Raw genomic sequence first — 22,921 nt, 5'->3', positions numbered from 1 at the left:
AGAAAATCCTTTAATCCTGAAAATCAAGGTTCAAAAACTATCCTCAGGGCAGCAAAGCCGCAACTAAAATCAACCGCAATGCGCGCAAAGTAATTTTTTAGCAGATTACGCCAATCATCGCAGAAAAAGATTAAACAAACTATTCTGAGACTAAAGCTAAGCAAACCGGCACTCTACAATTCGGGCACAGCCTCCCGCTCCGCGTGATAATTCGTAATTTTTAATTGTAGTACAGCAAAACCACAACCAAAAACATTCCCGCAAGAATTTAAGCAACCACAGAGCGCACAGCACACAGCGCACAGCACACAGCGCACAGAGAAGTCACAAAGGCGCAAAGAATGTAAAAATCAAAAAAAGTTTCTGCTTTCCTGTAATTGCCCTCCCTCCCTCGATCCTCCTCCCCCAGAATAAAAGTCTGGGAGAGGAGGAAGACTTGCTGGTGAGAATTTTTGTCGGCGGTATGCTGGGCGCAAACGCCGCCAATTTCTATTCAACCATTCAACCATTCAACCAATCAACCTGCAGCCAAGCATGGCCTTCGCTTTGCCTTAAGTTTTTAAAGCCTTTGAATTATCCATTGGGAAACGAGGCCAACGCCAATGGTGACTACGCTACCGATTAAAACATACCACGTCCAGTGCACAAAGGGCGCCTGTCCTAAAAGGATGGGCGTAATGCTAACCGAAAGCATGGCCAGCAAGCCGGCTGTAAAAGCAATAATGGCCGCCTTTTCCTGAACTTTTTGAGAGAGCAAACCGAGTAAAAACACGCCCAGCAAGCCGCCGTAGGTAATTGAGGCAATGCCCAGCGCAATCTCCACCACCGAATGACTCATTTTAATAAACAACAAGGCCACAACCGTCAGAATAACGCCCGAAAGAATGGTGAAAAAGCGGGAGACGGCCAGTTCCTGTTTATGGCTCAAATTCTTTTTGGTGATCGGTTTGTACAAATCCATCATGGCCGATCCGGAAAGCGAACTCATGGAGCCGGCCAGAGTGGACATGGCCGCGGCAAACAGTCCGGCAATGATCAGCCCCTTAATGCCGAACGGTAAATTGTGGATGATAAAATAGGGAAAGATTTCATCCGGCTTGTGGAAAGGCGCATCTGGCGAAGCAATGGAAATGCCATGGTAGAAGGCGTAAAGCAAGAGTCCCACAACCAAAAAAAGAGCGAACTGGAAGATGATAATCACCCCGCTGGTAATAATCGCTTTTTGGCTGTCTTTTAACGAGGGCGTGGAAAGCAAACGCTGTACGATTAGCTGATCGGTGCCGTGCGAAGCGAGCGAGAGAAAGGTGCCGCCGATTAACGCCCCTAAAAGGGTGTAGGGCTTTCTAAAAAAATCGGCGAGCGATTGGCCGAAATCGAGATTAAACACCTGCCATTTTTCTGCCGGAATGGAAAAATCGGCAGGCAGATGGCGCCAGAGAATGAACAGGGCAATGATGGCGCCGCCCACGTAAATGGACATCTGCAAAACGTCGGCCCAGATAACGCCTTTCATCCCACCGGTGTATGTGTAAATAAGGGAAATAATGGCAATCAGAATGATCGATATCAGATAAATCTGGAAATTACTCCAGTCCTGAAACCAGGGCGCCGCTTTTAGAATGATGGCCAGCGGAATGGCTGTGGCAAACAAACGCACCCCATCGGCGGCGATGCGCGTGAACAAAAAGACGATGGAGGCAAAGCGTTGCGTGCGTTGCCCGAAACGTTCGCCTAAAAAGGCGTAAGCGGTTTTTAGTTCGCCCTTTTTGTAAGCCGGCAAAAAGACCAGCGCAATAATGACGCGCGCCGTTAAAAATCCGATAGTTAACTGTAAAAAGTTCAGATTGGTCAGGTACGCAAGACCGGGAATACTAATGAAGGTAAGACTGCTGGTTTCTGCGGCTACAATGGAAAAGGCTACCGCCCACCAGGGAACGGAAGTGCCGCCCAGAAAATAATCCTTAATGTTTTTTTGTTTGCCGCCCGACAGCGAGCCAATCACAGCGGCCAGAATCAGGTAAAGTACAATGATAATCAGATCAATTATAGAAAGACCCATTTTGCCTCCGATAAAAACTTGTTAATTGCTCACAATTTAGTAAATTTTCTTATATTGTAAAAAATCTAAAATTTATTGGAAGCAGGATGAAAAAAAGCGCGTTGATTGTGGATGATGAGATTGGCCTGCGCGAGGTCCTCACAGAGTTACTCCATATATGGGATTTTGAGGTCATTGAAGCGGAAAGCGGCGAGCAGGCGCTGGAGTGCGTGGCAAACACTGAAGAGACTTTTGATCTGATCTTTATTGACGTCAATTTACCCGGCCTGAGCGGCAGGGAACTTTTTGAGCGTCTTCAGCCGGATTTTCCGCAGGCCAGCTACATTCTCATGTCGGGATTTGATCGGGAGCAAAATGCCGCCGAATTGCCGGAAAGCGAAGATTACATTTATTTAAAAAAGCCTTTTCGTGTTGGTGAATTAAAAGATTTAATCGATCGGCTTTTAACCCAGTAATGGCGATCGATTTTTTTTAATCAAAAAGTTTGCTCTTGTTTGTACGCTTCCAGCGCTTCCGGAAAAATTTGCAAAGCTCTTTCAAAAATCCCCAGCGAATAGGCAATGGTCACGCCGTAATTGGTAATCGGCACGCCGGCCTCTTTACATTTTAAAATTCGGGATTGCATTAAACGTCGGTTAATGGTACATCCGCCGCAGTGAATCACCAGATCAAACCGGGAGAGGTCTTCGGGGAAGTCGTGGCCCTGAACGTGCGTAAAGTTCAGCGGCGCGCCCACATATTGCCTCAACCAGCGCGGAATTTTAACGCGGCCGATATCGTCGCCCACCACATGGTGTGTGCAGGCTTCGGCGATTAAAATGTGGCTGTCGGGCTTTAGCCGCTCAATGGCCAGGGCGCCCTGCACAAAAACCGTTAAATCGCCTTTAAGCCGGGCAAAGAGAATGGAAAAAGAGGTCATGGGCACATTTTGCGGGGTATCGGCGGCCACTTTTAAAAAGGCCTGAGAATCGGTTACCACCAGCGCCGGCGGATTTTTCAACTGCGCCAGCGCGTACTTTAGCTCGCGTTCTTTCACCACCAGACAAAATGCGTCGTGATCCAGAATATCGCGGATGGTTTGCACCTGCGGTAAGATCAAACGACCGGCAGGCGCTTCCAGATCGATGGGCGTAACCAGAACCACCAGCGCGCCCGGATGGATCAGGTCGCCGATGATGGTCGGCTGGATTTGAGATTTATCGGGCGCCAGGCGCATGATCTGCTCTTTTAAGGCATTGATGCCTTCATTGGAAGTAGCGCAGGTCTTTACCCAGGGAATTTTTTGCCGCTCCAGCTTTCGGACCAGATTTAAATCCGGCGGATGTTGATCGCTTTTGTTAAAAACGACAATGGTAGGAATGCGCTGTGTTTGAAGGCGTTTGAGCAGCTCGGACTCGTAATGATCCCAGCGGTTGTCAATCACCAGCACGGCCACATCGCAGCGATCGATCATTTTAAGCGTTTTTTCCACGCGCTGTTGTCCAAGGGCGCCCCGGTCGTCGATGCCGGCGGTATCGATAAAAACCACCGGGCCAAATGGCAACAGCTCCATGGCTTTGAGGACGGGATCGGTTGTGGTGCCCGGCGTTTCGGAAACAATGGACAGGTTTTGTCCGGTCAAAGCATTGATTAACGACGATTTGCCCACGTTTCTCCGCCCGAACAGGGCGATGTGCAAACGGATCGATTGGGGCGTATTTCTCATTTTGTACGTTCCTCCGTGCCCAGGCGGTTGACGGCTTCGGCTGAGGTTAATTCATTAAAGGTCGATTCATCCAGCCAGCCTTCCGAAATGACAATTTCACGAACGGATTGACCGGTTTGCTGCATCTTTTGCGCTACCTGTTGAATCTTTTCGTAGCCCAGCCGCCCGACCAGCGCGGTTAATATGGCCGTGGAATTTTCGACCTGTTTTTTGCAGTTGGCTTCGTTAACCTGCAGGTCTTTTAAGGCCATGCGATTTAAAATATGGCTGGCTTTTGTAAGCAGGGAAAAGTTTTCCAGCAGGGCGTCGGCGATGAGCGGCATAAAGGCGTTTAATTCCAGGTTGCCGGCCGCGCAGGCCTGCACAAGGCGCGTATGATTTCCCATCACCGTCATGGCCGCCTGCATTACGGCTTCGGGGATGACCGGATTGATCTTGCCGGGCATGACGGAAGAGCCGGCCTGCCTGGCCGGCAGAATGATTTCGTTTAAACCGGCGTGCGGGCCGGATGAAAGCCAGCGCAAATCGTTACTGATTTTGTGCAGATTAACCGCGCAGGTTTGTAAAATACCGTCGGCTTCTACCAGGGCGTCGCTGTTTTGCGTGGCATCGATCAGATTTTCGGCTCTTGCCAATCCCAGCCCGGTGATGGCGTTTAAATGCTGCACCACTTTAAAGATGTAGCGGCGGGGAGCGGTAATGCCCGTGCCGATGGCCGTTCCGCCCAGGTTAACCACGCGCAGCCGCTCTTCCGCTTTATAAACGCGCCAGCGATCGCGGCTGATTGCGTCGGCGTAAGCGCCAAAGGTTCTTCCCATGGTCGTCAAAACGGCATCCTGCAATTCGGTGCGACCGATCTTAACCACGTGCGCAAATTTTTTTTCCAGATTTTGCAGGGTTTCAAGCAGGCGCACCAGCTCGTTTTCCAGTTGTTTTAACAGCCGGATGGCGGCCACGCGCAAAGCGGTGGGAAAGGTGTCGTTGGTGGACTGGTGCAGATTTACATGTTCCAGCGGATGGATGAATTCGTATTGTCCGGGTTGTTTTCCCGCCAGTTGCAAAGCGCGGTTGGCCAGAACTTCATTAACATTCATATTCAACGAGGTGCCGGCTCCGCCCTGCAGGGCATCGACTAAAATGTGCGCGTCGAGTTTGCCGTCGGCCATTTCCTCACAGGCCTGGGCCAGCGGGCGGTAAACTTCTTCTGGCAAATAACCCAATTCGGCATTTGTCTTAGCGCAGGCCCATTTAACCGCGCCGTAAGCGTGAATTAAAGCAGGGTGGACGGTTCTGCCGCTTAAAGGAAAATTTTCTACCGCGCGCAGGGTATGGATTCCATACAGCGCGTCGGCGGGAATTTCGCGCGCGCCGAGCAGATCTTTTTCTTTACGATATGCTTTCATGGGCTTCGCCTAAAAATAGAGATCACGTTGACCTTCTTCCCTAATTTTTTTCAGCCGTTGTTGAACGGCTTTTACAATACGTTGGTCGCTAATTTTTTTGAGCTCCCGTTCGATTAAAGCCTTGCCCGCGGCTCTGGTTTGCTCAGAGGCGTAATCTTCCAGGTATTCGGCCAGGGTTAAAAGGCCGTTGGGCGTGCAAAAGTTCTGGATAAAACCGGGGATGGCGTATTCCATAAAATGTTCGCCGGTTCGGCCCAGTCGGTAGCAGGCGGTGCAAAAGCTGGGCAGGTAGTCGTCTTCTAATAGTTGACGCATTACCTCGTCCAGGCTGCGCAGGTCGCCCAGTTTAAATTGTTCTTTTTCCAGCACCTGCACCTGCGCGTCGCCGATTTCGGTGTAGCCGCCAATTTCGATGCGGCTGCCGGCGTCGATTTGCGAAACGCCAAAGGCTAAAATTTCGCGTCGCAGTTCGGCCCCTTCGCGCGCGGTTAAAATCATGCCGGTGTACGGAACGGAAAGGCGAAGAATGGCTACCAATCGTTTAAAATCGTAATCGTTTACTAAATAGGGATATTGCGTTTCCGCCCCCAATGCCGGTTGCAGCCTCGGAAAACTGATGGTGTGCGGGCCAACTCCGTAGTGTTCCTGTAAAAACAGGGAGTGCGCCACCAGCCCTAAAACTTCGAAACGCCAGTCGTACAAGCCGAACAGGGCGCCAATGCCCACATCGTCGCAGCCGGCTTCGAAAGCGCGATTCAAAGCATCCAGCCGCCACAGGTAGTCGCCTTTAAACGTATCTGGCGGATGAACGCGCTGATAGGTTTCGTGGTGATAGGTCTCCATGAAAATCTGATAGGTACCGATGCCGGCCTGTTTAACGATCCGGAAGCCTTCATGATCTAACGGCGCGGCGTTGATGTTCACGCGGCGGATTTCGCCGTTGCCTTTTTTGATCTGGTAAACCGAACGAACGGTTTCGGCAATGAACGAGGCATCGTAATGGGGATGTTCGCCGAAAACCAGAATCAAGCGTTTGTGGCCTTTGTCTTCTAATGCCTCTACCTGTTGAACAATTTCCTGCGGCGTAAGCGTGCGGCGCACGGCGTTTTTGTTGCTGCGCCTGAACGAGCAATAGGCGCAGTCGTTCACGCAGTAATTGCCAATGTAAAGCGGCGCAAACAGTACAATGCGGTTGCCGTAAACATCGCGTTTTAATTTGCGCGCCGCTTCAAAAATCTCTTCTACCATATCCGGATCGGTCGTGCGTAACAACACCGCTGTTTCGTCTATTTGCAGCGCTTTTTTTGAAAGGCTTTTGGCGATGACCTCGCGCACCTGTTCGGGCTCGGGGTGCGGCCTTTGTAAAAGCGTTTGTAATTTATGTTCGTCAATAAAATCCAGCGCATGCTGCGAAAGTTTTAATTCTCTCTTCAAAGTGTTTCTTCCTTATAAATGATTTGTTTTTATCTCAGTATTTTCCTCAAATTAACACATTAGCTCCAATTTCCTTTAGCGCACACAACGGGGCGGAGGATGGATTTTTAAAAGATATTAAATCCATCCCGATTCCTGCCTCAAATTCGCAGAGAGCCGATATTAGGTTATTCCAACGCCCACGCCATCCCAAACAAAATCTGACTGCGATCCATTTGTTTTGCATTGTCGTTTACTTGATTCACAAAAAAAGTATTGCTTAAAGCGCTTATGGAAAACAATAAACCAGATTTTAACTGATAATCAATACCGGCTGTTACAAACGGCGTATCTTCTAAATCGTCGTCTTTTTGCGGGTATTGGCCGCTGGTAAAAGCGCCAAAACTTAACTGCCATTTTTCATTTGGTGTAATAGTAGCGCCTAACGCCAGTTGCAGCCGGTTATCGTAATATTTAGATACTTTCTTCCATTCCTGATATTCCAGTTTGAGCATAAGTTGCAATGATTTTGCTGGTTTTAAATGAATGCCAAAATCCAGAAACCAGGGTAAACGAAAATGCCTTTCTATTTCAGTCATAACATATTCAATACTGTCGTAATTATCCGAAACCATGGGCGCTTCCAGCCGGAATTTGTATTTCAGCGGATCAAGGTATCGATAAGTTAGCGCCATTTGAAGCTGATCATTTATTTTATAATTCAACCCTAAATTCAAATTATAGCTGTAACCGGTCTTAGAATCGATTTTCCTGTGCCCTATTTCACCGCTCAAAGAATGGCGTAACAATCCAATTTTAAGGCCAAAATTGAAATGAGTAAGAAAGGGCCGGTTAAAGCCAATAAAAAAATTCTGCAATGACTGCTCTTCCACATTGGTTAAAAATTCACCGGTTCCTTCCGGCTGTTCAATTGTAACCACTTTAGATATGAATTTCTTTTTAAAATGGTAAACGTTTTGAAATCCTAAGAACAGAAATCCTGAATTAAAACGGCGGCCGATCAGCAAGTAAGATGGTAATAACCATTTACCGCCAATTTTTATTTCTAAATCCTGGATCTGGAAGAATGATTTTTCAAAATGTTTTAATCCGCCCATTAAAAACACATATTCTGTTTTTATCCGACTGCCTGGATTGTAAAACAAAACTTCAGCATTGTGCGGATTGGCGATGCCGGCGCCGCCGCTGGCCCAGAAGCTGACGCCTGTGGGAGTAAAGCCGTTTTCGTAAACCCAGACAGGGGGTTTCAGACGGTCAACATCACCGGCATAAAGCGCTGAGCTTAAACTAAAAACACAAAGGAGTAAAAAATAGAACCTGAATTTCATGACATCCCCCATTTATATCTAAGAATCAAAAGTTCAATCTCTCTTTTTTAAATAGTTTAAAGAAACGCCTTTGCCGCGCCCCATGGTTCGCCCGATTTTGTGTAACATTTTCAACAGCAGCGCGTGTTGTTCTTCGGGCGGTTTGTAAGCCTGTAATCGTCCGGGGTAGATTTCGTACCACTGGCGGTAGGGTAGGGGCGTAAAATCGGGCATGATCACATTGGCGCCGCGCAACAAGCCGTTTTCGCGACCTTGCTGCCGGTCAATGGTGGCCAGAGCCGTTGTGGAGGGAATGTTGACCGTGGGGCAGACCATACGCGTTAAAGCGTTTACTTTACAGGTGGTCAATGCGTCGTTCGGCGCCTGTTGATCGGAATTTTTCATTCGCTCATATTCCTTTCCCAGAGGCGTGTCGGGATGCGGTATGAACGGCCCGTTGCCAATCATGTCCAAATCCAGCTCTTGAAACAGCAAAATGGCCTCGGCCAGTTCGTCGTAAGTTTGACCGGGCAGGCCAATCATGATTCCGCTGCCCGTCTCGTAGCCAATTTGTTTTAAAAAATGCAAAATTTCAAGTCGATTTTTCCACGGCCCGTTGTTTTGCAGGGGATGAATTTCGTTAAACAGCCTGAGATCGGCGGTTTCGAACTTAAGTAAATAGCGATCGGCGCCAGCCAGACGCCAGGCTTCGAGTTCTTCCGGCGTTCGTTCTCCCAGGCTGAGCGTGACGGCCAGATCGCTTTCGTTTTTAATGCGTTTAATGAGTTCTGTGATCCATTCGCCGCTTAAAGCGGGGTCCTCGCCGGCCTGCAGCACTACCGTGCCGTAATCCAGTCGCTCAATAGTTTGCGCAACGGTCAAAATCTCGTCCATGGATAGGCGGTAGCGTTTGAGGGTTTTGTTGCCGGCGTTGATGCCGCAATATTTACAATAGCGCGCACAGTAGTTGGAAATTTCGATGATGCCGCGAAAATACACGGTATTGCCCACGTATTGTTCTCTGATGCGATCGGCCTGTAGCCATAGGGCTTCTAACCGTTGCGCATCTTTTTCCTTTAACCAGCGAATGATTTCGTTTTTGCTCAGCATGTTAGGTGTTTCCCTGACGTCTGCGTTTGTTTTTGATTCCTTTAATGCTGCGGAAGGTCTGCCCCGCTTGTTTGTCTGTTAACAGAATCGGTTTTAATCTGATTTTAAACCTCGGCGGTTGCGCGAGCGGCAATGGTAAAGCGACCTTGCCGGCGCGGGATGGATTTCTTTTAAATTTGTTTAGCCTTCCAGAACATGATGTCTGGTGATAACACAGAAAAATTTGCCTGAAAACACCATGTCTTTGCTTTTTTTCACGATTACTTCCACCAGCGCTTTGTTTTTTTCCTGCTCGGTTATTCTTGCTTCTGCGATCAATTTATCGCCGACCTTTACCGGTTTTAAAAAATCAACGTGAGCCCGCGCTAACACAACATTGGGATGGTTCACAGCTAACATGGCTGCGTAATCGGCCAGGCCGAAGATGAAGCCTCCATGAACCAGGCCGAGTTCATCGGCCACCATCGGCTCGCTTGCGGTTAAAGAAACTCGCGCAACGCCTTCTTTTAACTCGACGGGCGTGCCGCAAAGGTTACGGTCTATTTTATGGTGTGTGTTGACGTTCATTTTAACCTTCGTTCCTGATTAATTAATTTGACTGACTTGTGGCAGTATTTTGGGCGCGCTTTGCCTGCGTGTCGCCAGCCGGTTTACTCTTTTACCTGCTGCTCCTGTTGGATCGGCAAAGCGACAGTAAACGTACTGCCAACATTTTTTTCACTTTTTACGGAAACCGTTCCGTTGTAAAGTTGAGCAATTTTTTTAACAATCGATAGTCCCAGTCCGCTGCCCAGAACGTTGCGCGTTTGTTCGTTTTTAATGCGCACAAATTCCTGAAATAAACGGCTCTGTTCTTCGGGCGTCATGCCGATGCCGGTATCGGAAACCTGGATAATGACCTGCGAATCGCTTTCTTTTAAGATTACTTCTACCTTTCCATGATCTTTGTTGTATTTAATGGCATTGGAGATCAAATTGTTTAAGATGATTTCCAGTTCGCTATGATCGGCTGTCAGCTTAAGAGATTCCGGCGCCTTGAGCGTAATTTCGATGTCCCGTTCGCTGGCCAGAACGCTTAGCGTTTCGATGGAATTTTTGGCGATGGGCACCAGGTCGATCGTGCGCAGTTCGCGCTTTTTTTCGCCGGATTCAATGCGCGTTAAATCCAGTAAGTCAAAGATCAGTTTACGCATGCCTTCCAGGCGGATTAACGAGCGGCTGATGATGTGGTCGTAATTTTTTAGCTCTTCTCCTGCGGCTCGCCCCTGCATCAATCTCAGGTAACTTTCTACCGCGGCGATGGGCGCTTTTAATTCGTGCGCCAGCACCGATAGAAATTGGAAGCGAATTTTCCGTTTTTCTTCGGCCAGCCTTTTGGCCTCGCGTTGCGCGATTAAGTTGCGTGTGGCTTTTTCGACGACCGTGCGTAGCTCTTCGGGCGTAAACGGTTTGGCCAAAAAATCAAACGCGCCGTTTTTGGTGGCGCTAACCGCCACATCCAGCGAGGCGTAGGCGGTAATCATGATGGTTGTTACGTCGCGTTTTTCCTTTTTTATCCATTCCAGCACTTCGAGTCCGCTGACTTCGGGCATTTTGTAGTCCAGCAGCAGCAAATCGATGGGCTCTTTTTGTAGTAGTTCAATGGTTTGCCGTCCGTCTTCCGCTTCTAAAATTTCAAAACGGATTTCATGATCCAGCTTTTCTAATTTAAAATGGGCCTTTTTTAAAACTTTTTGTACGCCTTTTCGCATGCCGATTTCGTCGTCGGCCACCAGCACTTTAAGCGCTTGCATTAGTCTTCTCCTAATAAACGATTGATCTCTTTGAACAACTGTTCAAAACGAATGTCTTTGTTTAAAATAACGTCGGCTTTAATCCAGTTTTTGGTCTCTTCGGTTGAAACGTCGAATTTTAAACCGGTTTCATGCGTTACCGCCGTAATGATGATTACCGGAACGTCCGGGTACTTCTTTTTGGTTTTATAACTTAACACAAAACCGCTATCCACGTCATCCATCATTAAATCGTAAATGGCCAGGTGCGGTTTAAATTGTTCCAGCTGGCTTTCGGCCTCGACCTGCGATTCGCAGGCAATCACTTCAAAGCCTTTGGCCTGCAGCTGCATTTTTAATTGTTCCAACATATCAAAATCATCGTCTGCAATCAGAATTTTTTTCTTTTCACTCATCTTGAGCGCCTTTCCGAAATTTTTTTAGATTTTTTAACTCAAACGGGAGCATTATCAAAATTCAACTTTCAGTTTTCTGTTTTATCAACATTTAGGATACTCCCGTACCTTAAATCCCAGAATTTCAATTTTTTTATCTCCTTCCCCCGCAAGGGGGCGGGGAATTTGCATTCCCCGTTTGAGGAGGACTCCATGATGCGTCTTAATGTTTATCGCTATTTAAAATGGTCTGCCAGGCTCCCTGTTTGGGCAGCGTTATGGTAAAACGCGTTCCTGTGGGGCCTTTTTGCGGATCGGCATTGGACCACACGTCAATTTTGCCGTGATGCATTTTAATAATTCCGTAAGTAACGGCCAGGCCCAGACCGGTGCCCTTTCCTTCTTTTTTGGTCGTAAACAACGGTTCAAAGATTTTAGGCAGAATGTGATCCGGGATGCCGCAACCGTTGTCTTCGACGATGATTTGCCACTCATTTTGATGGTCGAGCGTTTGGATACGAATGGCGCCGCCCTGAGGCATGGCTTCAATGGCGTTGTTGATCAAATTGGTCAACACCTGAATGATCTGATCGGCGTCCACTTCCACAATCTCCGTTTTCAGGCGGTGCTCTACTTCGATCTGAATGTTATCTGGTTTGATGATGGTTTTCAGACAACGGTCGATTAAATCACGCACATTGGTCGGTTTAAGGTTAACTTTGTTTTTACGGGCAAAATTAAGCAAGCCAGAAACAATATTCTTGCATCGTTCGGCCTGTTCGACGATCATTTGTAAATCCTGATATTCTTCCGAATCCGGCGGACAATCTTCCAGCATGGTTTTGCCGTAAAGAAGAATGACGCCCAGCGGATTGTTGATTTCATGGGCAATGCCGGCCGAGAGCTGCCCCATGCTGGCCAGCTTTTCGGCGTTGATCAGCGCCTGACGGGTGGAAGCTAATTGCTCGTGCGAAAGATTTAATTCCTGTAACGACGATTTTAAACGATCGATGGTGTAGGGCAGGCACATTTCGCTTTCGGCCAGGCCTTTTAAAATGGCAACGGCGTGTTCGCGGCAGGTTTCGTAACCGCAGGCGCCGCAATCCAGCTCGTCTTCCGGCTTCTCTTTACCCATGCGTCGTAAAACCGATTCAATTTCTTCTCTGGTGGGTAGCGGATCGTCCAGATTTTCTGGTTCGAAGGAGATGGAAAGATTCAAAGAAGAATATTCCTGCCATTCCGCCTCTGACATGCGCTGACGATTAATCTGTAAGCGATTGCTGGCGTACTTGCTGACCGCCGTGCGCCGTAAAAAGTATGGATTTTCCTGGCTGAAGCCCGGCCCCATGATGCAGCCGGTGCAGCAGAGCACTTCTAACAGGCGCGTTTGCAATTCGCCTTTTTCATATTCTTTAATGGCATGCACAAAATTCATTTTGCCGTCTGTGGCGATCACCTCGCCGGCGATGATGTCGTCGCTTAAACGCGATGTTTGAACCAGCCCGCGCGTTACCGGAAAGATCATGCCCAGGTCGGGATAGGGCGGATCAAAATCTGAGGGCGGAAGGTTTTGGCCGTTTATTTTTTTTAGTTCAAAAAGGCGGCGCAACTCGGCAAAGGTTAGCACGCCGTCGATGTCATGGCCGGTTTCTTCCCACTGCGCTTCTGCTTTTTTGGCGAAACAGGGTCCGATAAAAACAATGGTTAAATCCGGCCCGTATTTTTTTCTTAAGGCTCTGGCTGTGGCTACCATAGGCGAAACAATAGGCGCCAGATAGGGCACCAGGGCCGGATGGTATTTTTTAACATAGGTGACCAGCGCCGGGCAGGTGGTGGCGATGTAGCTTTTTTGACCGTTTTGTTTAATTAGTTGCCGATATTGCGCGGCCACTAAATCGGCGCCAAAAGCCACCTCGTTTACATACTTAAATCCCAGAGCGCGCACCATGGAGACAACCTGTTCCGGGTCATAATCCACGAACTCGCCCGGAAAACTCGGAGCTAAAATGGCGGCCGTGTTTTTTTTCGACTCCAGCAGCTTTAGCGTTTCCGGAATGGAATTGTAAACCTGTTTAGCCTGCTGGCGGCACACCTTAACGCAATTTCCGCAGCCGATGCAGCGTTCGGTAATCACCTCGGCCTGGCCGTTGCGGATCCGAATGGCTTTAGCCGGACAGTCCCGCACGCAGGTGTAACAAACACGGCAACGCTCTTTTTCAGTGTAAATTAATTCCATGGTTGTTCCCATTAAATTAGCACATCCCGTTCTGTGTATTTGGTGTGCAGCAGCTCATGGCTGCGATGACTTAACGGCCGTTCCAGATACCGGTCGTAAAGTTCTTGAATTAGCGGATTTTGATGGGAAGCGCGCACCGCTTCATTGCGGTCGATCTGGTACAATGCCTGCAGGCGTGTGCGAATGCTTGCCGGACAGGTGTCAAACGGTTGACCGCCGCCGCCGACGCAGCCGCCCGGGCAGGTCATTACTTCAATAAAATGCAGATCGTCGCGTCCGGCTTTGATTTGTTCCAGCAGGGCTTTCGCATTCTGAATTCCGTTGGCCACGGCCACGCCGAGTTCAATATCCGCTATTTTGACGCGGGCTTCGCGAATGCCTTTTAAGCCGCGCACTTCTTCAAATACAATCTTTTGCGGTTCTTTTCCGGTAATCAGAAAGTAGGCTGTTCTTAAAGCGGCTTCCATTACGCCGCCTGTGCCGCCGAACAGTTTACCGGCCGTGCTGCGTTTGCCAAACGGTAAGTCTGGCTCGTCCGGTTTTAGAGAATCAAACTCAATGCCGTACATGCGAATCAGACGAATCAACTCCCGGGTAGTCAAAACGGCGTCGATATCGGCGTAACCGTTGTGCGAAAATTCGGGGCGCTCCGCCTCAAACTTTTTAGCCGTGCAGGGCATGACGGAAACGCTGAAAATTTTATCGGGACTGATGCCCTGTTCGCGGGCGAAAATGTTTTTAATGACCGCGCCCATCATCTGCTGCGGACTTTTACAGGTGGAAAGGTTGGGGATGAATTCCGGATAGAATTGTTCCACGAATTTTACCCAACCCGGGGAACAGCTGGTCATCATGGGTATGCTGCCGCCATTTTGCAGGCGTTCCACCAGCTCCGAGGCCTCTTCCATGATGGTCAGGTCGGCCGAAAAAGCGGTGTCAAAAACACGGTCAAAGCCCAGGCGCCTTAAGGCGTTTACCAGCAGGCGATCCGCATCGCTACCCGCTTTTAAGCCAAATTCTTCGGCCAGGGTTACGGACACCGCCGGCGCATGTTGCACCACCACAAATTTTTCAGGATTTTGCAGGGCGTCCGTTACTTCTTTTAGTGAGCTGCGTTCGCGCAGAGCGCCTGTGGGACAAACCAGAACGCATTGTCCGCAGCCAATGCATGAAGAGACATTCAAATTGAACTCGAAGGCCGGCGCGATTACGGTTTTACTTCCGCGATGTACAAAATCAATGGCCGCCACGCCCACAATCTCTTCGCAGGTACGCACGCATTTTCCGCATAAAATACATTTATTCTGGTCGTGAACAATTGACGGCGAAGATACATCGACCGGGCGTTTTTCCGGACCGGCCGGATAGCGTCGTTCGCGAACGCCGTAAACGGCGGCTAATTCCTGAAGCTCGCAATCGCCGTTGCGAACGCAGTACAGACAATCCTGTACATGGTTGGCCAGCAATAATTCAATAATCGTTTTACGCGCTTTAACCACGCGCGGGGTATTGGTTTTAATGATCATGCCATCCTGAACCGGATAGGCGCAGGAGGGAATTAAGGTGTTGAAACCTTCTACTTCAACTGAACAGATGCGGCAGGCCCCGGAAGGGAAAAGCCCCTTTAGATGGCAAAGAGTGGGGACTTTAGCGCCTGCGCGATTTAATACGTCTAAAATGGTTTCGCCGTTTCGGGCTTCTATTTTTCTTCCATTGATTTCAACAGTAAACATGCCGTCTCCTAATTTCATTTGACGATGATTGCGTCAAAATTACAAACTTCAACACAGGTGCCGCAGCCAATACATTTTTCTTTGACGATGTAGTGCGGCGCTTTCCGGTCGCCATAAATGGCTTGCGTGGGACACTTCAAGGCGCACAAGGTACAGCCCTTGCATTTGTCCGCAATAATTTCAAAGGTCAACAGTTCGGCGCACACGCCGGCCGCGCATTGCCGTTCGTAAATGTGCGCATCGTACTCGTCGCGGAACCAGCGTAAGGTGCTTAACACCGGATTGGGCGCCGATTGCCCCAGCCCGCACAGGCTGGTATCTTTGATCACTTCGGCCAACCGTTCCAGGTACATGATGCTTTTCATGCGTTCCAGCGCATCGTAGCCGCTTTCCGAACGACGTCCTCTGGAGATAATGTTCAGTATTTCCAACATCTGGCGCGTGCCTTCGCGGCAGGGAATACATTTTCCGCAACTCTCGCGTTGAATAAAATCCATGAAAAATTTGGCCAGATCGACCATACAGGTCTTGTCGTCAACGACCACCAGACCTCCGGAACCCATCATGGCCCCAACCGCTTTCAACGATTCGTAGTCGATGGGAATGTCCAGATGCTCTTGCGGAATACAACCGCCAGAAGGGCCTCCGATTTGCACGGCTTTGAATGTTCTACCGTCGCTGACTCCGCCGCCAATGGTAAACACCAGCTCCCACAAACGGGTGCCCATGGGAATTTCGACCAGACCCGTGCGTTCAATTTTACCGGAAAGGGCGAATACCTTGGTGCCTTTGCTCTTTTCGGTTCCGATTTGAGCAAAGGCGCTGGCGCCCTGCAAGATGATTTCCGGAATGTTGGCCAGGGTTTCCACATTGTTGATAACCGACGGTTTTTGGAACAGTCCGTTTACGGCCGGGTAGGGCGGACGGGGGCGCGGCATGCCGCGTTTGCCTTCGATGCTGTGAATCAGCGCTGTCTCTTCTCCGCACACAAAGGCGCCGGCTCCTTTTTTGATAGTAACGTCAAAATTAAACCCGCTGTCCAATATATTTTCGCCAATAAGACCGAGCTCCCGGGCCTGTTCTATGGCCTTATTCAGTCGGGCAATGGCCAGCGGATATTCTGCTCTAATGTAGATGTATGCTTTGGTGGCGCCGATGGCATAGGCGGCGATCATCAGTCCTTCCAGAACGCGGTGTGGATCGCCTTCGATAATGGCGCGGTCCATAAAGGCCCCCGGGTCGCCTTCATCGGCGTTGCAAATCATGTATCTCTGTTCGGCCGGCGTGTTTAAAGCAAACTTCCACTTGCGGCCGGTAGGAAATCCGCCGCCGCCGCGACCGCGTAATCCACTCATTTCTATTTCATCACAAACTTCCAGGGGAGTCATGGTCTGGAGGGTACGGGCCAGAGCCTGATACCCTCCGTAAGCCATGTACTCTTCTACGCTGGTTGGATCAAGCAAACCGCAGTTTTTCAAGACCCAACGCTTTTGAGGGGCAAAAAAGGGATGTTCATGGAGGTAAGGGATGTTCGCCCATGATTCTAATTCCTGAGATGTATGTTGCCCCAGCAGATTTTCCAGTGGAATTTTCCCCTGTAAAACGGCTTTTACAATAGAAATGACATTGTTTTCGGTTACTTTTCTAAAAATCAGTCGTGTTCTGCCCGGTAGCTGCACATCCAGTAAAGGTTCGTCCGAGCATAAGCCGATGCATCCGACTTCTACTACTTTAGCCTGGATTTCATTTTCTGTCAGGTAAGAGACCAGGCGCTGCATCATCCTGTCGGCTCCGGCGCCCAGTCCACAGGTGCCAGCGCCAACGTAAAAAACGGGAATGGGGGAGTGACTGTTTTTTAATTGGTTAATTTTAATTTGTAATTCTTTGTTTTGCCCATTTTCGGATTCATGCCGGATAAATTCCAGCGAAAGCATCTGTTTTAGGATTTGCAATTGATCTTTGCGCATATCGACCTCAATTGTTTTGCGTTTCTTTTCGTTGCAATTTGCGTAACAAAGTCACCAGTTTGGGGCCGGTCATGTTGGCGTAAAATTCTCCGTTAATGCTGACGACCGGAGCCAGACCGCAGGCGCCCAGACAGGCTACTACTTCCAGACTGAACAAACCATCTCGCGTGGTTTCGCCGGGCTTCAGGTGAAATTCGTGCGCCAGGGTCTGCATTACGCTGGAAGAGCCTTTTACGTGGCAGGCCGTGCCCCGACAAACCTGAATATGATATTTACCGATCGGCTTAAAGCGAAACTGGTTGTAAAATGTGGCCACGCCGTATATTTTGCTGGCAGGGAGTCTCAAAAACTGCCCCAGCGCCTTAACTGCTTCTGGCGAGATGTAACCTTCGCTTTCCTGAATTTCCTGCAGTAGAGGAATTAAGTGCTCTCTTTTGGGTTCTTTTACGGATTGAAATATTTTTTCTCTTTTTTTCGCTTTTTGCATCGCTAACCTCTTCTATCATTTTACCTGTGTTAAAAAAGCAAGTTTTTCCAATTGTAACATGATGTCCAGCTGCTCGCAGATAACCGTATCCGGCACTTTGAGCGGAACGGGAGCAAAGTTTAAAATGCCCTTTATTCCGAGATAAACCAGCCGGTCTGTTATTTCCTGAGCGTGAGAGGCCGGCACGGTAAGGATGGCCAGTCGAACGTTCTCTCTGGCGACGATCTCTTCCAGGGCGTCTGTGGAATAACAGCGACAGCCGGCAATAACGCGGTCAACCTTGTTGGGATCCCTGTCAAAAGCGGCGACGATGTTAATATGAGGCTGTTGGTACGTGAAATAGGACAAAATGGCTTTACCCAGATTGCCCACCCCAATTAAAATGATCGGCTGCTGAAACGGGTTGTTTAAAACCGCTTCGATGGCCTGTAGCATGTCCTTTATGACGTAGCCCTTTTTGGGATTGCCGGAAAAACCGATTTGCATCAGGTCGCGGCGTACCTGTTCTGCGGAATTGCCGGCAAGTTGAGCCAACTGATATGAAAAGACCATTTGTTGCCCGCTTTTTTGCAAGTTGAGCAGCAGGCGTTTGTATAAAATGGTACGTTCAACGGTTTTTTCCGGTAAATTTGCTCGATGCATGAGTGTTATTCCTCTCACAATGTGAATTGATTCACAGAACTAAATATAAAGAGAACAATTTCACAATGCAAATAAAAAATGGTCATATTGGCCGAAAAAAACTTTTTAGCGCGGAACTTGAATAGAAGATTAAAATTCCTTAATATTTACCGAATTTGTTAATGCCAATGCGCAACGAATTAAGGAAAGATGGAAGGAGCTTAGAGTCGGGAAGATAAGCAGCATGAACATACCTGGAATAATAGGTTGATTACATAAATTTTAAACCAACAGGAGGATTCGTGATGGAATATACTTACCAGGACTTAAAGCGCAAGACTGTAGCTGAGTTACGGGAAATCGCAGCCGCTTTTGAAAATCAGGAAGCGGTTCAGGGATACACGCAACTGAACAAAGAGCACCTGATTGAGCTTTTGTGCAAGGCGATGAATATTGACATGCACGAGCATCATGTTTCCACTTTAGCCAATAAAGGAGAGATCAAACGTAAAATACGGATGCTAAAAGTGGAGCGCGATAAAGCCATTGAAGCCAAAGACTATAAAAAGCTGAAAGAAGTGCGAAAAGAGATTAAAAAGATGAAAAATAAACTGCGCGCTGCAATGGTTTAGGATACTTCCTTTGAAAGATCAATCCCGCCCGGGCGGGATTTGAAAATTTTTGTGCTGCTGTATTGGTTGAATAGTTAATTAGTTGAATGGTTGAATAGAAATTTGCAAATGCGCAAATATTGAACATCATTGGAGAAAAATTTCCAACGAACAGTTCTTCCTACTCTCCCAGACTCTTTTTCTTGGAAAGGGGGTGAGGGAAAGAAAAACTTTATAAAAATACATTTTCTTTGACTTTTGGGACAGCCCCGGGCGTAAATAGCGCCGATTTGCTTAGCTTTAGTCTCAAAACAGTTTGTTTAAACATTTTCTACGATGATTGACGTAATCTGCGAGAAAATTACTTTGCCTGCGTTGTGGTTGATTTTGGTTACGGCTTTGCTGATTTCGTCTGCGATTCCGCGGCGGCAGGTCAGAGGCGACTGCCAATTGTCAGACTGAATGTTTTTTTGTACAGACTTAAAGGATTTTGTGCGCTCGCAGAGCAAGCTCTTTAGAACTCTCATTTTTACTTTCCTGTGCTGTCCGGCATGGTTATTATGATAAAGGGTCGCAGCCTTTCGATGGTTTTAGGGCCAATGCCTTTTACTTCGTCCAGTTCTTCAATGCTTTTAAAGGGCCCGTGTTCTGTGCGGTAATCAATAATCGCCTGTGCTGTTTTGGGGCCGATGCGCGGCAATTTGATTAGCGTGCTGGCGTTGGCGGTATTGATGTCGATGCTTTTGGGCTTTAAGACTTCTTTTTTCTTTTTGGTGGATTTGACGTTGCGTTTTGGGGCGGTTTGCGCCTGAGGTACGCTTGTCGTTTTTTGCAGCGTATCGGCGGACAATGCCCGGAACAGGCTGTCCTGCAGCGTATAATCAAACTGCTTGGTGGTGACCTTATGCGGTCTTACCCACTGTATGAAGGCGCTGATGGCGAATACCAGCGCCACCATCAGTAGAGCGCGTCGTTCGGCAGGGGTTAAACTCATGATGATGGCCTTTCTTTCTTTTTCAAAAGGCCATCCCTGGCATCAAATTTTGAACGCTTCCTTGAATTTATCGAAAAAGGATTTATGCGTACTTTTGGACGGATCCAGGTTTTCGGATTCGGCCAGTTTTTGCAGTAATAACCGTTCTTCTTCGTTTAGTTTGGTTGGCACATAAACCTGTACCTGCACCAGTTGGTCGCCGCTGCCCGCGCTGCGCAGGTAGGGAATGCCTTTACCGCGCATGCGAAGTATTTTCCCGGACTGCGTCCCGGGTGCGATTTTCAATTTGGCCTTGCCGGTTAAAGTAGGAACCTCAACGGTTCCCCCCAGGGCGGCCGTGGGAAAACTAATGGGCAAAGCCAGCAGAATGTCGTTGCCCTGGCGCTGAAAAATCTGGTGCGGCGCCTCTTCAATGTAAATGATCAGATCGCCTGGTTGCCCGCCCCGCACACCGGCATTGCCTTCTCCGCTCAGAGTGATGTAGTTGCCGGTGGAAACGCCTGCCGGTACGTTAACTTCGATGGTTTTTGAGCCGTCGATCAATCCCGTGCCGTGGCAGGAATGACAGGGATTTTCTATAACCTGGCCTTCGCCGTTGCAGCGGTGACAGGTGGTCACATTTACAAACTGCCCAAAGAGCGAACGCGACACCTGGCGAATTTCGCCGCTGCCGTGACACACCGGACACATTACCGTTTTGCTGTACTTGGCAGAACCGCTTCCGTTGCATTCCGGGCAGGCTATTTTTTTACGCACTTTTATTTTTTTAGTGACGCCTGTGGCGATTTCTTCCAGAGTTAATTTTAATTTAATTTGCAGATCGCTGCCTTTGCGTGTGACGCGTCTTCTTCTGCTGCCGGAACGAGAAGAGCCGAAAATATCGCCAAAACCGAATCCAAAGCCTTCTTCCATAAACTGGCGCAGAGCGTCGGCCAGGTCGAAATCCGTAAAATCGAATCCCTGCTGCCCGGCGCCGCCCACGCCGGCATGGCCAAACTGATCGTAGCGTCTGCGTTTTTCCGGATCGCTCAAAACGGCATACGCTTCGGCGAGTTCTTTGAATTTCTCCTCGGCTTCTTTGTTGCCCTGATTTTTATCTGGATGGTATTTAACGGCTAATTTTCGGTAGGCCTTTTTGATCTCATCCTGCGTGGCGTTGCGATCCACTCCCAGTATTTCGTAATAATCTTTCTTTGTTGCCATTCTCTCACCTATTTAGCGACCAGCACCTGCGCGTGTCTAATCACCTTGTCGTTTAATGTGTAACCTTTTAAATGTTCATCTACGATGTATCCGCTTTCGTATTGGTCTGTTTCTACCTGCATTAAGGCCTGATGCTTTTCGGCATCAAATTCATGTCCAACAGACTCGATGGGCTTCAGTCCCTGTTTTTCCAGTATTTGCATCATCTTTTTGTAAATCAGCTCCACGCCCTGTTTTAGTGATTCGACATTTTGATTTTCGTCATTAACGTGGGCCAAAAATCGTTCAAAATCGTCGATAACCGGCAAAAGTTCCAGAATCAATTCTTCATTGGCGTTTTGCAGAATATTCAAGAACTCTTTATCTTTGCGACGCTTTAAGTTCTCAAATTCTGCAATTCGCCGCAAGTTTTGATCTTTCAGGCTTTTGTTTTCTTCTTCTAATTCCTGAATTTTCTTTTCCAGTTCTTTGATCTTTTTTTCATATTTTTCTTTGCTGGTATGTTTTTTAGAAGATGATTTTTTCGTTTCCTGTTCGACCTTTTCTTTCACCTGTTCCTGATCGCTCATTTTCTATGTCTCCTTTTTTTAAATTTCTATGCCATTCCCAGTTTCCGTGTAATTGCAGAAGCCATAAATTCTACTACCGGAATAACTTTCTGATAACGCAAACGCATGGGGCCAATAATCCCCACCACGCCCCAGATATCGCCAACCTTGTAGGTAGAAGTAATTACGCTGCAATCGCGCATTTCTGCCAGCTCGTTTTCCCGGCCGATGGTTATTTTGATTCCGGGCGGCTGTTCTCGCTTTTCCATAAAGTGGAAAATATGATCTTTGTCTTCCAGCACCTGAATTAACCCCGAAACGCGTTGAACGTCGTTGAATTCCGGCTGGTGCATTAAATAATTTGTGCCGTGTAGCCAATAATTTTCATAGCGCGAAAAGTCAAAGATGCGGTCGGCGGTTCTGCTGAAAAAGCGCACCAGGCCGCTTTTTTCCGACTTCAGATCGGACATGAGATGGGGGTACGAATTCTTAATTTCGCGCAATGTTTTGCCGTAAAATCGCCGGTTTATTTTACGCGCCAGGCGATGCAAATCTTCTTTATCCACCGGATGGTTGACTTCCACCAAAATGGTGCGCACCTGTTGATCTTTTACGGCCAGTATGACCATGACTCGCGTCGAAGAAACCGGGATTAAATGAATACGTTCCAGAACCGCTTCGTAAAATTTAGGAGTAACGATGATGCCCACCTGTCTGGAAATTTTAGCCAGTACGGCGCTGACCTTACTCATAAAAAGCTGCACGTCGCCATCGTACGCATCAATAGTCTGGTTAATAAGCTTTTCCTGATGCTCAGTTAACTTACTTTTTTTGAGTAGTTCGTTAACGTAAATACGGTACCCCAGCGAAGTGGGCACGCGTCCCGCCGAAGTGTGCGGATGCGTGAGCAAGCCTTTTTCTTCCAGGGTGGCCATAATACGGCGCACCGATGCCGGCTTTAAATCGATGCTTGATTTTTGTGAAATCTGCGCCGACCCCACCGGTACCGCCGTATCGATAAACTCCTGAATTACCGCCTTTAATATCTGTTTTTCCCGATCGTTTAAACGCATCATGGTTTTTTGCAACTTAATTCGTTTGTGTTTTTTAATTTAAATTAAACCGTTAATATGTGTCAAGATAGCTTAACTTAACACTGATTTCAAATTCTTTTTTTGAAAACATAACAGGAGTCGTCCTCCCGTTTCAAGGGACGTTACCTACGAACAATAATTGTTGTCGCTGTAAATATCATGTTCCCCACAGGGAATCCTTTCAGGGTCGTGTGGGGAATGAGTATCTCGTCATTTTTCTGTTTTTACAAAGGCTTCGAAAT

At 48.1% G+C, this 22,921-nt stretch carries 20 protein-coding genes; 2 read left to right on the top strand and 18 right to left on the bottom strand.

Annotated features, from left to right (window positions below; all coding sequences use genetic code 11):
- Window positions 1-559: 559 nt before the first annotated feature.
- The gene (locus Cabys_RS17170) at window positions 560-2,059 is read right to left on the bottom strand and encodes a sodium:solute symporter (protein ID WP_006928120.1); all 1,500 of its coding nucleotides are present in this window, start codon (window positions 2,057-2,059) and stop codon (window positions 560-562) included.
- Between the two features lie 86 nt (window positions 2,060-2,145).
- On the opposite strand from Cabys_RS17170, the gene Cabys_RS17165 reads away from it, so the two are divergent.
- Window positions 2,146-2,514 carry a response regulator gene (locus Cabys_RS17165; protein ID WP_006928122.1) on the top strand — a complete coding sequence of 123 codons (369 nt, stop codon included), beginning with the start codon at window positions 2,146-2,148 and terminating at the stop codon, window positions 2,512-2,514.
- 20 nt (window positions 2,515-2,534) lie between these two features.
- Here the strand turns inward: Cabys_RS17165 and hydF are convergent, their stop codons facing one another.
- The 13 genes from hydF to Cabys_RS17100 all read right to left on the bottom strand — a co-directional run bounded on the left by hydF (window position 2,535) and on the right by Cabys_RS17100 (window position 18,250).
- Window positions 2,535-3,764 (bottom strand): [FeFe] hydrogenase H-cluster maturation GTPase HydF, encoded by a 1,230-nt coding sequence (hydF, locus tag Cabys_RS17160; RefSeq protein ID WP_006928124.1) that lies wholly within the window; start codon window positions 3,762-3,764, stop codon window positions 2,535-2,537.
- Window positions 3,761-5,167: an aspartate ammonia-lyase gene (locus Cabys_RS17155; protein ID WP_006928125.1), complete on the bottom strand. Its 1,407-nt coding sequence runs from the start codon at window positions 5,165-5,167 to the stop codon at window positions 3,761-3,763. The genes hydF and Cabys_RS17155 overlap by 4 nt, the downstream gene beginning before the upstream one ends.
- A 9-nt stretch (window positions 5,168-5,176) precedes the next feature.
- Window positions 5,177-6,601 carry a [FeFe] hydrogenase H-cluster radical SAM maturase HydG gene (gene hydG / locus Cabys_RS17150; RefSeq protein WP_006928126.1) on the bottom strand — a complete coding sequence of 475 codons (1,425 nt, stop codon included), beginning with the start codon at window positions 6,599-6,601 and terminating at the stop codon, window positions 5,177-5,179.
- A gap of 167 nt (window positions 6,602-6,768) precedes the next feature.
- Complete coding sequence (locus Cabys_RS20165; protein ID WP_006928127.1) at window positions 6,769-7,929, bottom strand: hypothetical protein; 1,161 nt, start codon at window positions 7,927-7,929, stop codon at window positions 6,769-6,771.
- Window positions 7,930-7,962: 33 nt separating this feature from the next.
- Complete coding sequence (gene hydE / locus Cabys_RS17140; protein WP_006928128.1) at window positions 7,963-9,018, bottom strand: [FeFe] hydrogenase H-cluster radical SAM maturase HydE; 1,056 nt, start codon at window positions 9,016-9,018, stop codon at window positions 7,963-7,965.
- Window positions 9,019-9,198: 180 nt separating this feature from the next.
- The gene (locus tag Cabys_RS17135; RefSeq protein ID WP_006928129.1) at window positions 9,199-9,585 is read right to left on the bottom strand and encodes a PaaI family thioesterase; all 387 of its coding nucleotides are present in this window, start codon (window positions 9,583-9,585) and stop codon (window positions 9,199-9,201) included.
- Window positions 9,586-9,668: 83 nt separating this feature from the next.
- Window positions 9,669-10,811, bottom strand: a complete 1,143-nt coding sequence (locus Cabys_RS17130) for an ATP-binding response regulator (RefSeq protein WP_006928130.1) — start codon at window positions 10,809-10,811, stop codon at window positions 9,669-9,671.
- Window positions 10,811-11,206: a response regulator gene (locus Cabys_RS17125; protein WP_006928131.1), complete on the bottom strand. Its 396-nt coding sequence runs from the start codon at window positions 11,204-11,206 to the stop codon at window positions 10,811-10,813. Before Cabys_RS17125 ends, Cabys_RS17130 begins: the two co-directional genes overlap by 1 nt.
- 202 nt (window positions 11,207-11,408) lie before the next feature.
- Window positions 11,409-13,433, bottom strand: coding sequence for a [Fe-Fe] hydrogenase large subunit C-terminal domain-containing protein (locus Cabys_RS17120; RefSeq protein WP_150109259.1), 2,025 nt, complete (start codon window positions 13,431-13,433; stop codon window positions 11,409-11,411).
- Window positions 13,433-15,154, bottom strand: coding sequence for an NADH-dependent [FeFe] hydrogenase, group A6 (locus Cabys_RS17115; RefSeq protein WP_006928134.1), 1,722 nt, complete (start codon window positions 15,152-15,154; stop codon window positions 13,433-13,435). The genes Cabys_RS17120 and Cabys_RS17115 overlap by 1 nt, the downstream gene beginning before the upstream one ends.
- Before the next feature lie 14 nt (window positions 15,155-15,168).
- Window positions 15,169-17,121: an NADH-quinone oxidoreductase subunit NuoF gene (locus Cabys_RS17110; protein WP_006928135.1), complete on the bottom strand. Its 1,953-nt coding sequence runs from the start codon at window positions 17,119-17,121 to the stop codon at window positions 15,169-15,171.
- A 7-nt stretch (window positions 17,122-17,128) separates the two neighbouring features.
- Window positions 17,129-17,608 carry an NADH-quinone oxidoreductase subunit NuoE gene (nuoE, locus tag Cabys_RS17105; protein ID WP_006928137.1) on the bottom strand — a complete coding sequence of 160 codons (480 nt, stop codon included), beginning with the start codon at window positions 17,606-17,608 and terminating at the stop codon, window positions 17,129-17,131.
- A gap of 15 nt (window positions 17,609-17,623) precedes the next feature.
- On the bottom strand, window positions 17,624-18,250 hold the full coding sequence (locus tag Cabys_RS17100; RefSeq protein ID WP_006928138.1) for a redox-sensing transcriptional repressor Rex: 627 nt from the start codon (window positions 18,248-18,250) through the stop codon (window positions 17,624-17,626).
- Window positions 18,251-18,531: 281 nt separating this feature from the next.
- Here Cabys_RS17100 and Cabys_RS17095 point away from each other — a divergent pair, with 281 nt between their 5' ends.
- Window positions 18,532-18,861: a hypothetical protein gene (locus Cabys_RS17095; protein ID WP_150109260.1), complete on the top strand. Its 330-nt coding sequence runs from the start codon at window positions 18,532-18,534 to the stop codon at window positions 18,859-18,861.
- A gap of 508 nt (window positions 18,862-19,369) precedes the next feature.
- On the opposite strand, the gene Cabys_RS17085 is transcribed toward Cabys_RS17095, so the two are convergent.
- The 4 genes from Cabys_RS17085 to hrcA are packed head-to-tail and all read right to left on the bottom strand — an operon-like array spanning window position 19,370 to window position 22,661.
- A complete protein-coding gene (locus tag Cabys_RS17085; RefSeq protein WP_006928146.1) occupies window positions 19,370-19,834 on the bottom strand; it encodes a ComEA family DNA-binding protein in 465 nt (154 codons plus the stop codon).
- Between the two features lie 42 nt (window positions 19,835-19,876).
- Window positions 19,877-21,037 carry a molecular chaperone DnaJ gene (gene dnaJ / locus Cabys_RS17080; protein WP_006928147.1) on the bottom strand — a complete coding sequence of 387 codons (1,161 nt, stop codon included), beginning with the start codon at window positions 21,035-21,037 and terminating at the stop codon, window positions 19,877-19,879.
- A gap of 8 nt (window positions 21,038-21,045) precedes the next feature.
- Window positions 21,046-21,606 (bottom strand): nucleotide exchange factor GrpE, encoded by a 561-nt coding sequence (gene grpE / locus Cabys_RS17075; RefSeq protein WP_006928148.1) that lies wholly within the window; start codon window positions 21,604-21,606, stop codon window positions 21,046-21,048.
- 26 nt (window positions 21,607-21,632) lie between these two features.
- Window positions 21,633-22,661, bottom strand: a complete 1,029-nt coding sequence (hrcA, locus tag Cabys_RS17070) for a heat-inducible transcriptional repressor HrcA (protein ID WP_006928149.1) — start codon at window positions 22,659-22,661, stop codon at window positions 21,633-21,635.
- Window positions 22,662-22,921: the final 260 nt, after the last annotated feature.

Source organism: Caldithrix abyssi DSM 13497 (genome assembly GCF_001886815.1).
GTDB classification, from domain to species: Bacteria; Calditrichota; Calditrichia; order Calditrichales; family Calditrichaceae; genus Caldithrix; species Caldithrix abyssi.
This window is presented reverse-complemented; position numbering and strand designations above follow the sequence as displayed.

Excerpts from the sequence above, each read along its gene's own strand:
- Cabys_RS17170 (WP_006928120.1), bottom strand. The coding sequence starts at position 2,059 with ATGGGTCTTTCTATAATTGATCTGATTATCATTGTACTTTACCTGATT.
- Cabys_RS17165 (WP_006928122.1), top strand. The coding sequence starts at position 2,146 with ATGAAAAAAAGCGCGTTGATTGTGGATGATGAGATTGGCCTGCGCGAG.
- hydF (WP_006928124.1), bottom strand. The coding sequence starts at position 3,764 with ATGAGAAATACGCCCCAATCGATCCGTTTGCACATCGCCCTGTTCGGG.
- Cabys_RS17155 (WP_006928125.1), bottom strand. The coding sequence starts at position 5,167 with ATGAAAGCATATCGTAAAGAAAAAGATCTGCTCGGCGCGCGCGAAATT.
- Cabys_RS20165 (WP_006928127.1), bottom strand. The coding sequence starts at position 7,929 with ATGAAATTCAGGTTCTATTTTTTACTCCTTTGTGTTTTTAGTTTAAGC.
- hydE (WP_006928128.1), bottom strand. The coding sequence starts at position 9,018 with ATGCTGAGCAAAAACGAAATCATTCGCTGGTTAAAGGAAAAAGATGCG.
- Cabys_RS17135 (WP_006928129.1), bottom strand. The coding sequence starts at position 9,585 with ATGAACGTCAACACACACCATAAAATAGACCGTAACCTTTGCGGCACG.
- Cabys_RS17130 (WP_006928130.1), bottom strand. The coding sequence starts at position 10,811 with ATGCAAGCGCTTAAAGTGCTGGTGGCCGACGACGAAATCGGCATGCGA.
- Cabys_RS17125 (WP_006928131.1), bottom strand. The coding sequence starts at position 11,206 with ATGAGTGAAAAGAAAAAAATTCTGATTGCAGACGATGATTTTGATATG.
- Cabys_RS17120 (WP_150109259.1), bottom strand. The coding sequence starts at position 13,433 with ATGGGAACAACCATGGAATTAATTTACACTGAAAAAGAGCGTTGCCGT.
- Cabys_RS17115 (WP_006928134.1), bottom strand. The coding sequence starts at position 15,154 with ATGTTTACTGTTGAAATCAATGGAAGAAAAATAGAAGCCCGAAACGGC.
- Cabys_RS17110 (WP_006928135.1), bottom strand. The coding sequence starts at position 17,121 with ATGCGCAAAGATCAATTGCAAATCCTAAAACAGATGCTTTCGCTGGAA.
- nuoE (WP_006928137.1), bottom strand. The coding sequence starts at position 17,608 with ATGCAAAAAGCGAAAAAAAGAGAAAAAATATTTCAATCCGTAAAAGAA.
- Cabys_RS17100 (WP_006928138.1), bottom strand. The coding sequence starts at position 18,250 with ATGCATCGAGCAAATTTACCGGAAAAAACCGTTGAACGTACCATTTTA.
- Cabys_RS17085 (WP_006928146.1), bottom strand. The coding sequence starts at position 19,834 with ATGAGTTTAACCCCTGCCGAACGACGCGCTCTACTGATGGTGGCGCTG.
- dnaJ (WP_006928147.1), bottom strand. The coding sequence starts at position 21,037 with ATGGCAACAAAGAAAGATTATTACGAAATACTGGGAGTGGATCGCAAC.
- grpE (WP_006928148.1), bottom strand. The coding sequence starts at position 21,606 with ATGAGCGATCAGGAACAGGTGAAAGAAAAGGTCGAACAGGAAACGAAA.
- hrcA (WP_006928149.1), bottom strand. The coding sequence starts at position 22,661 with ATGATGCGTTTAAACGATCGGGAAAAACAGATATTAAAGGCGGTAATT.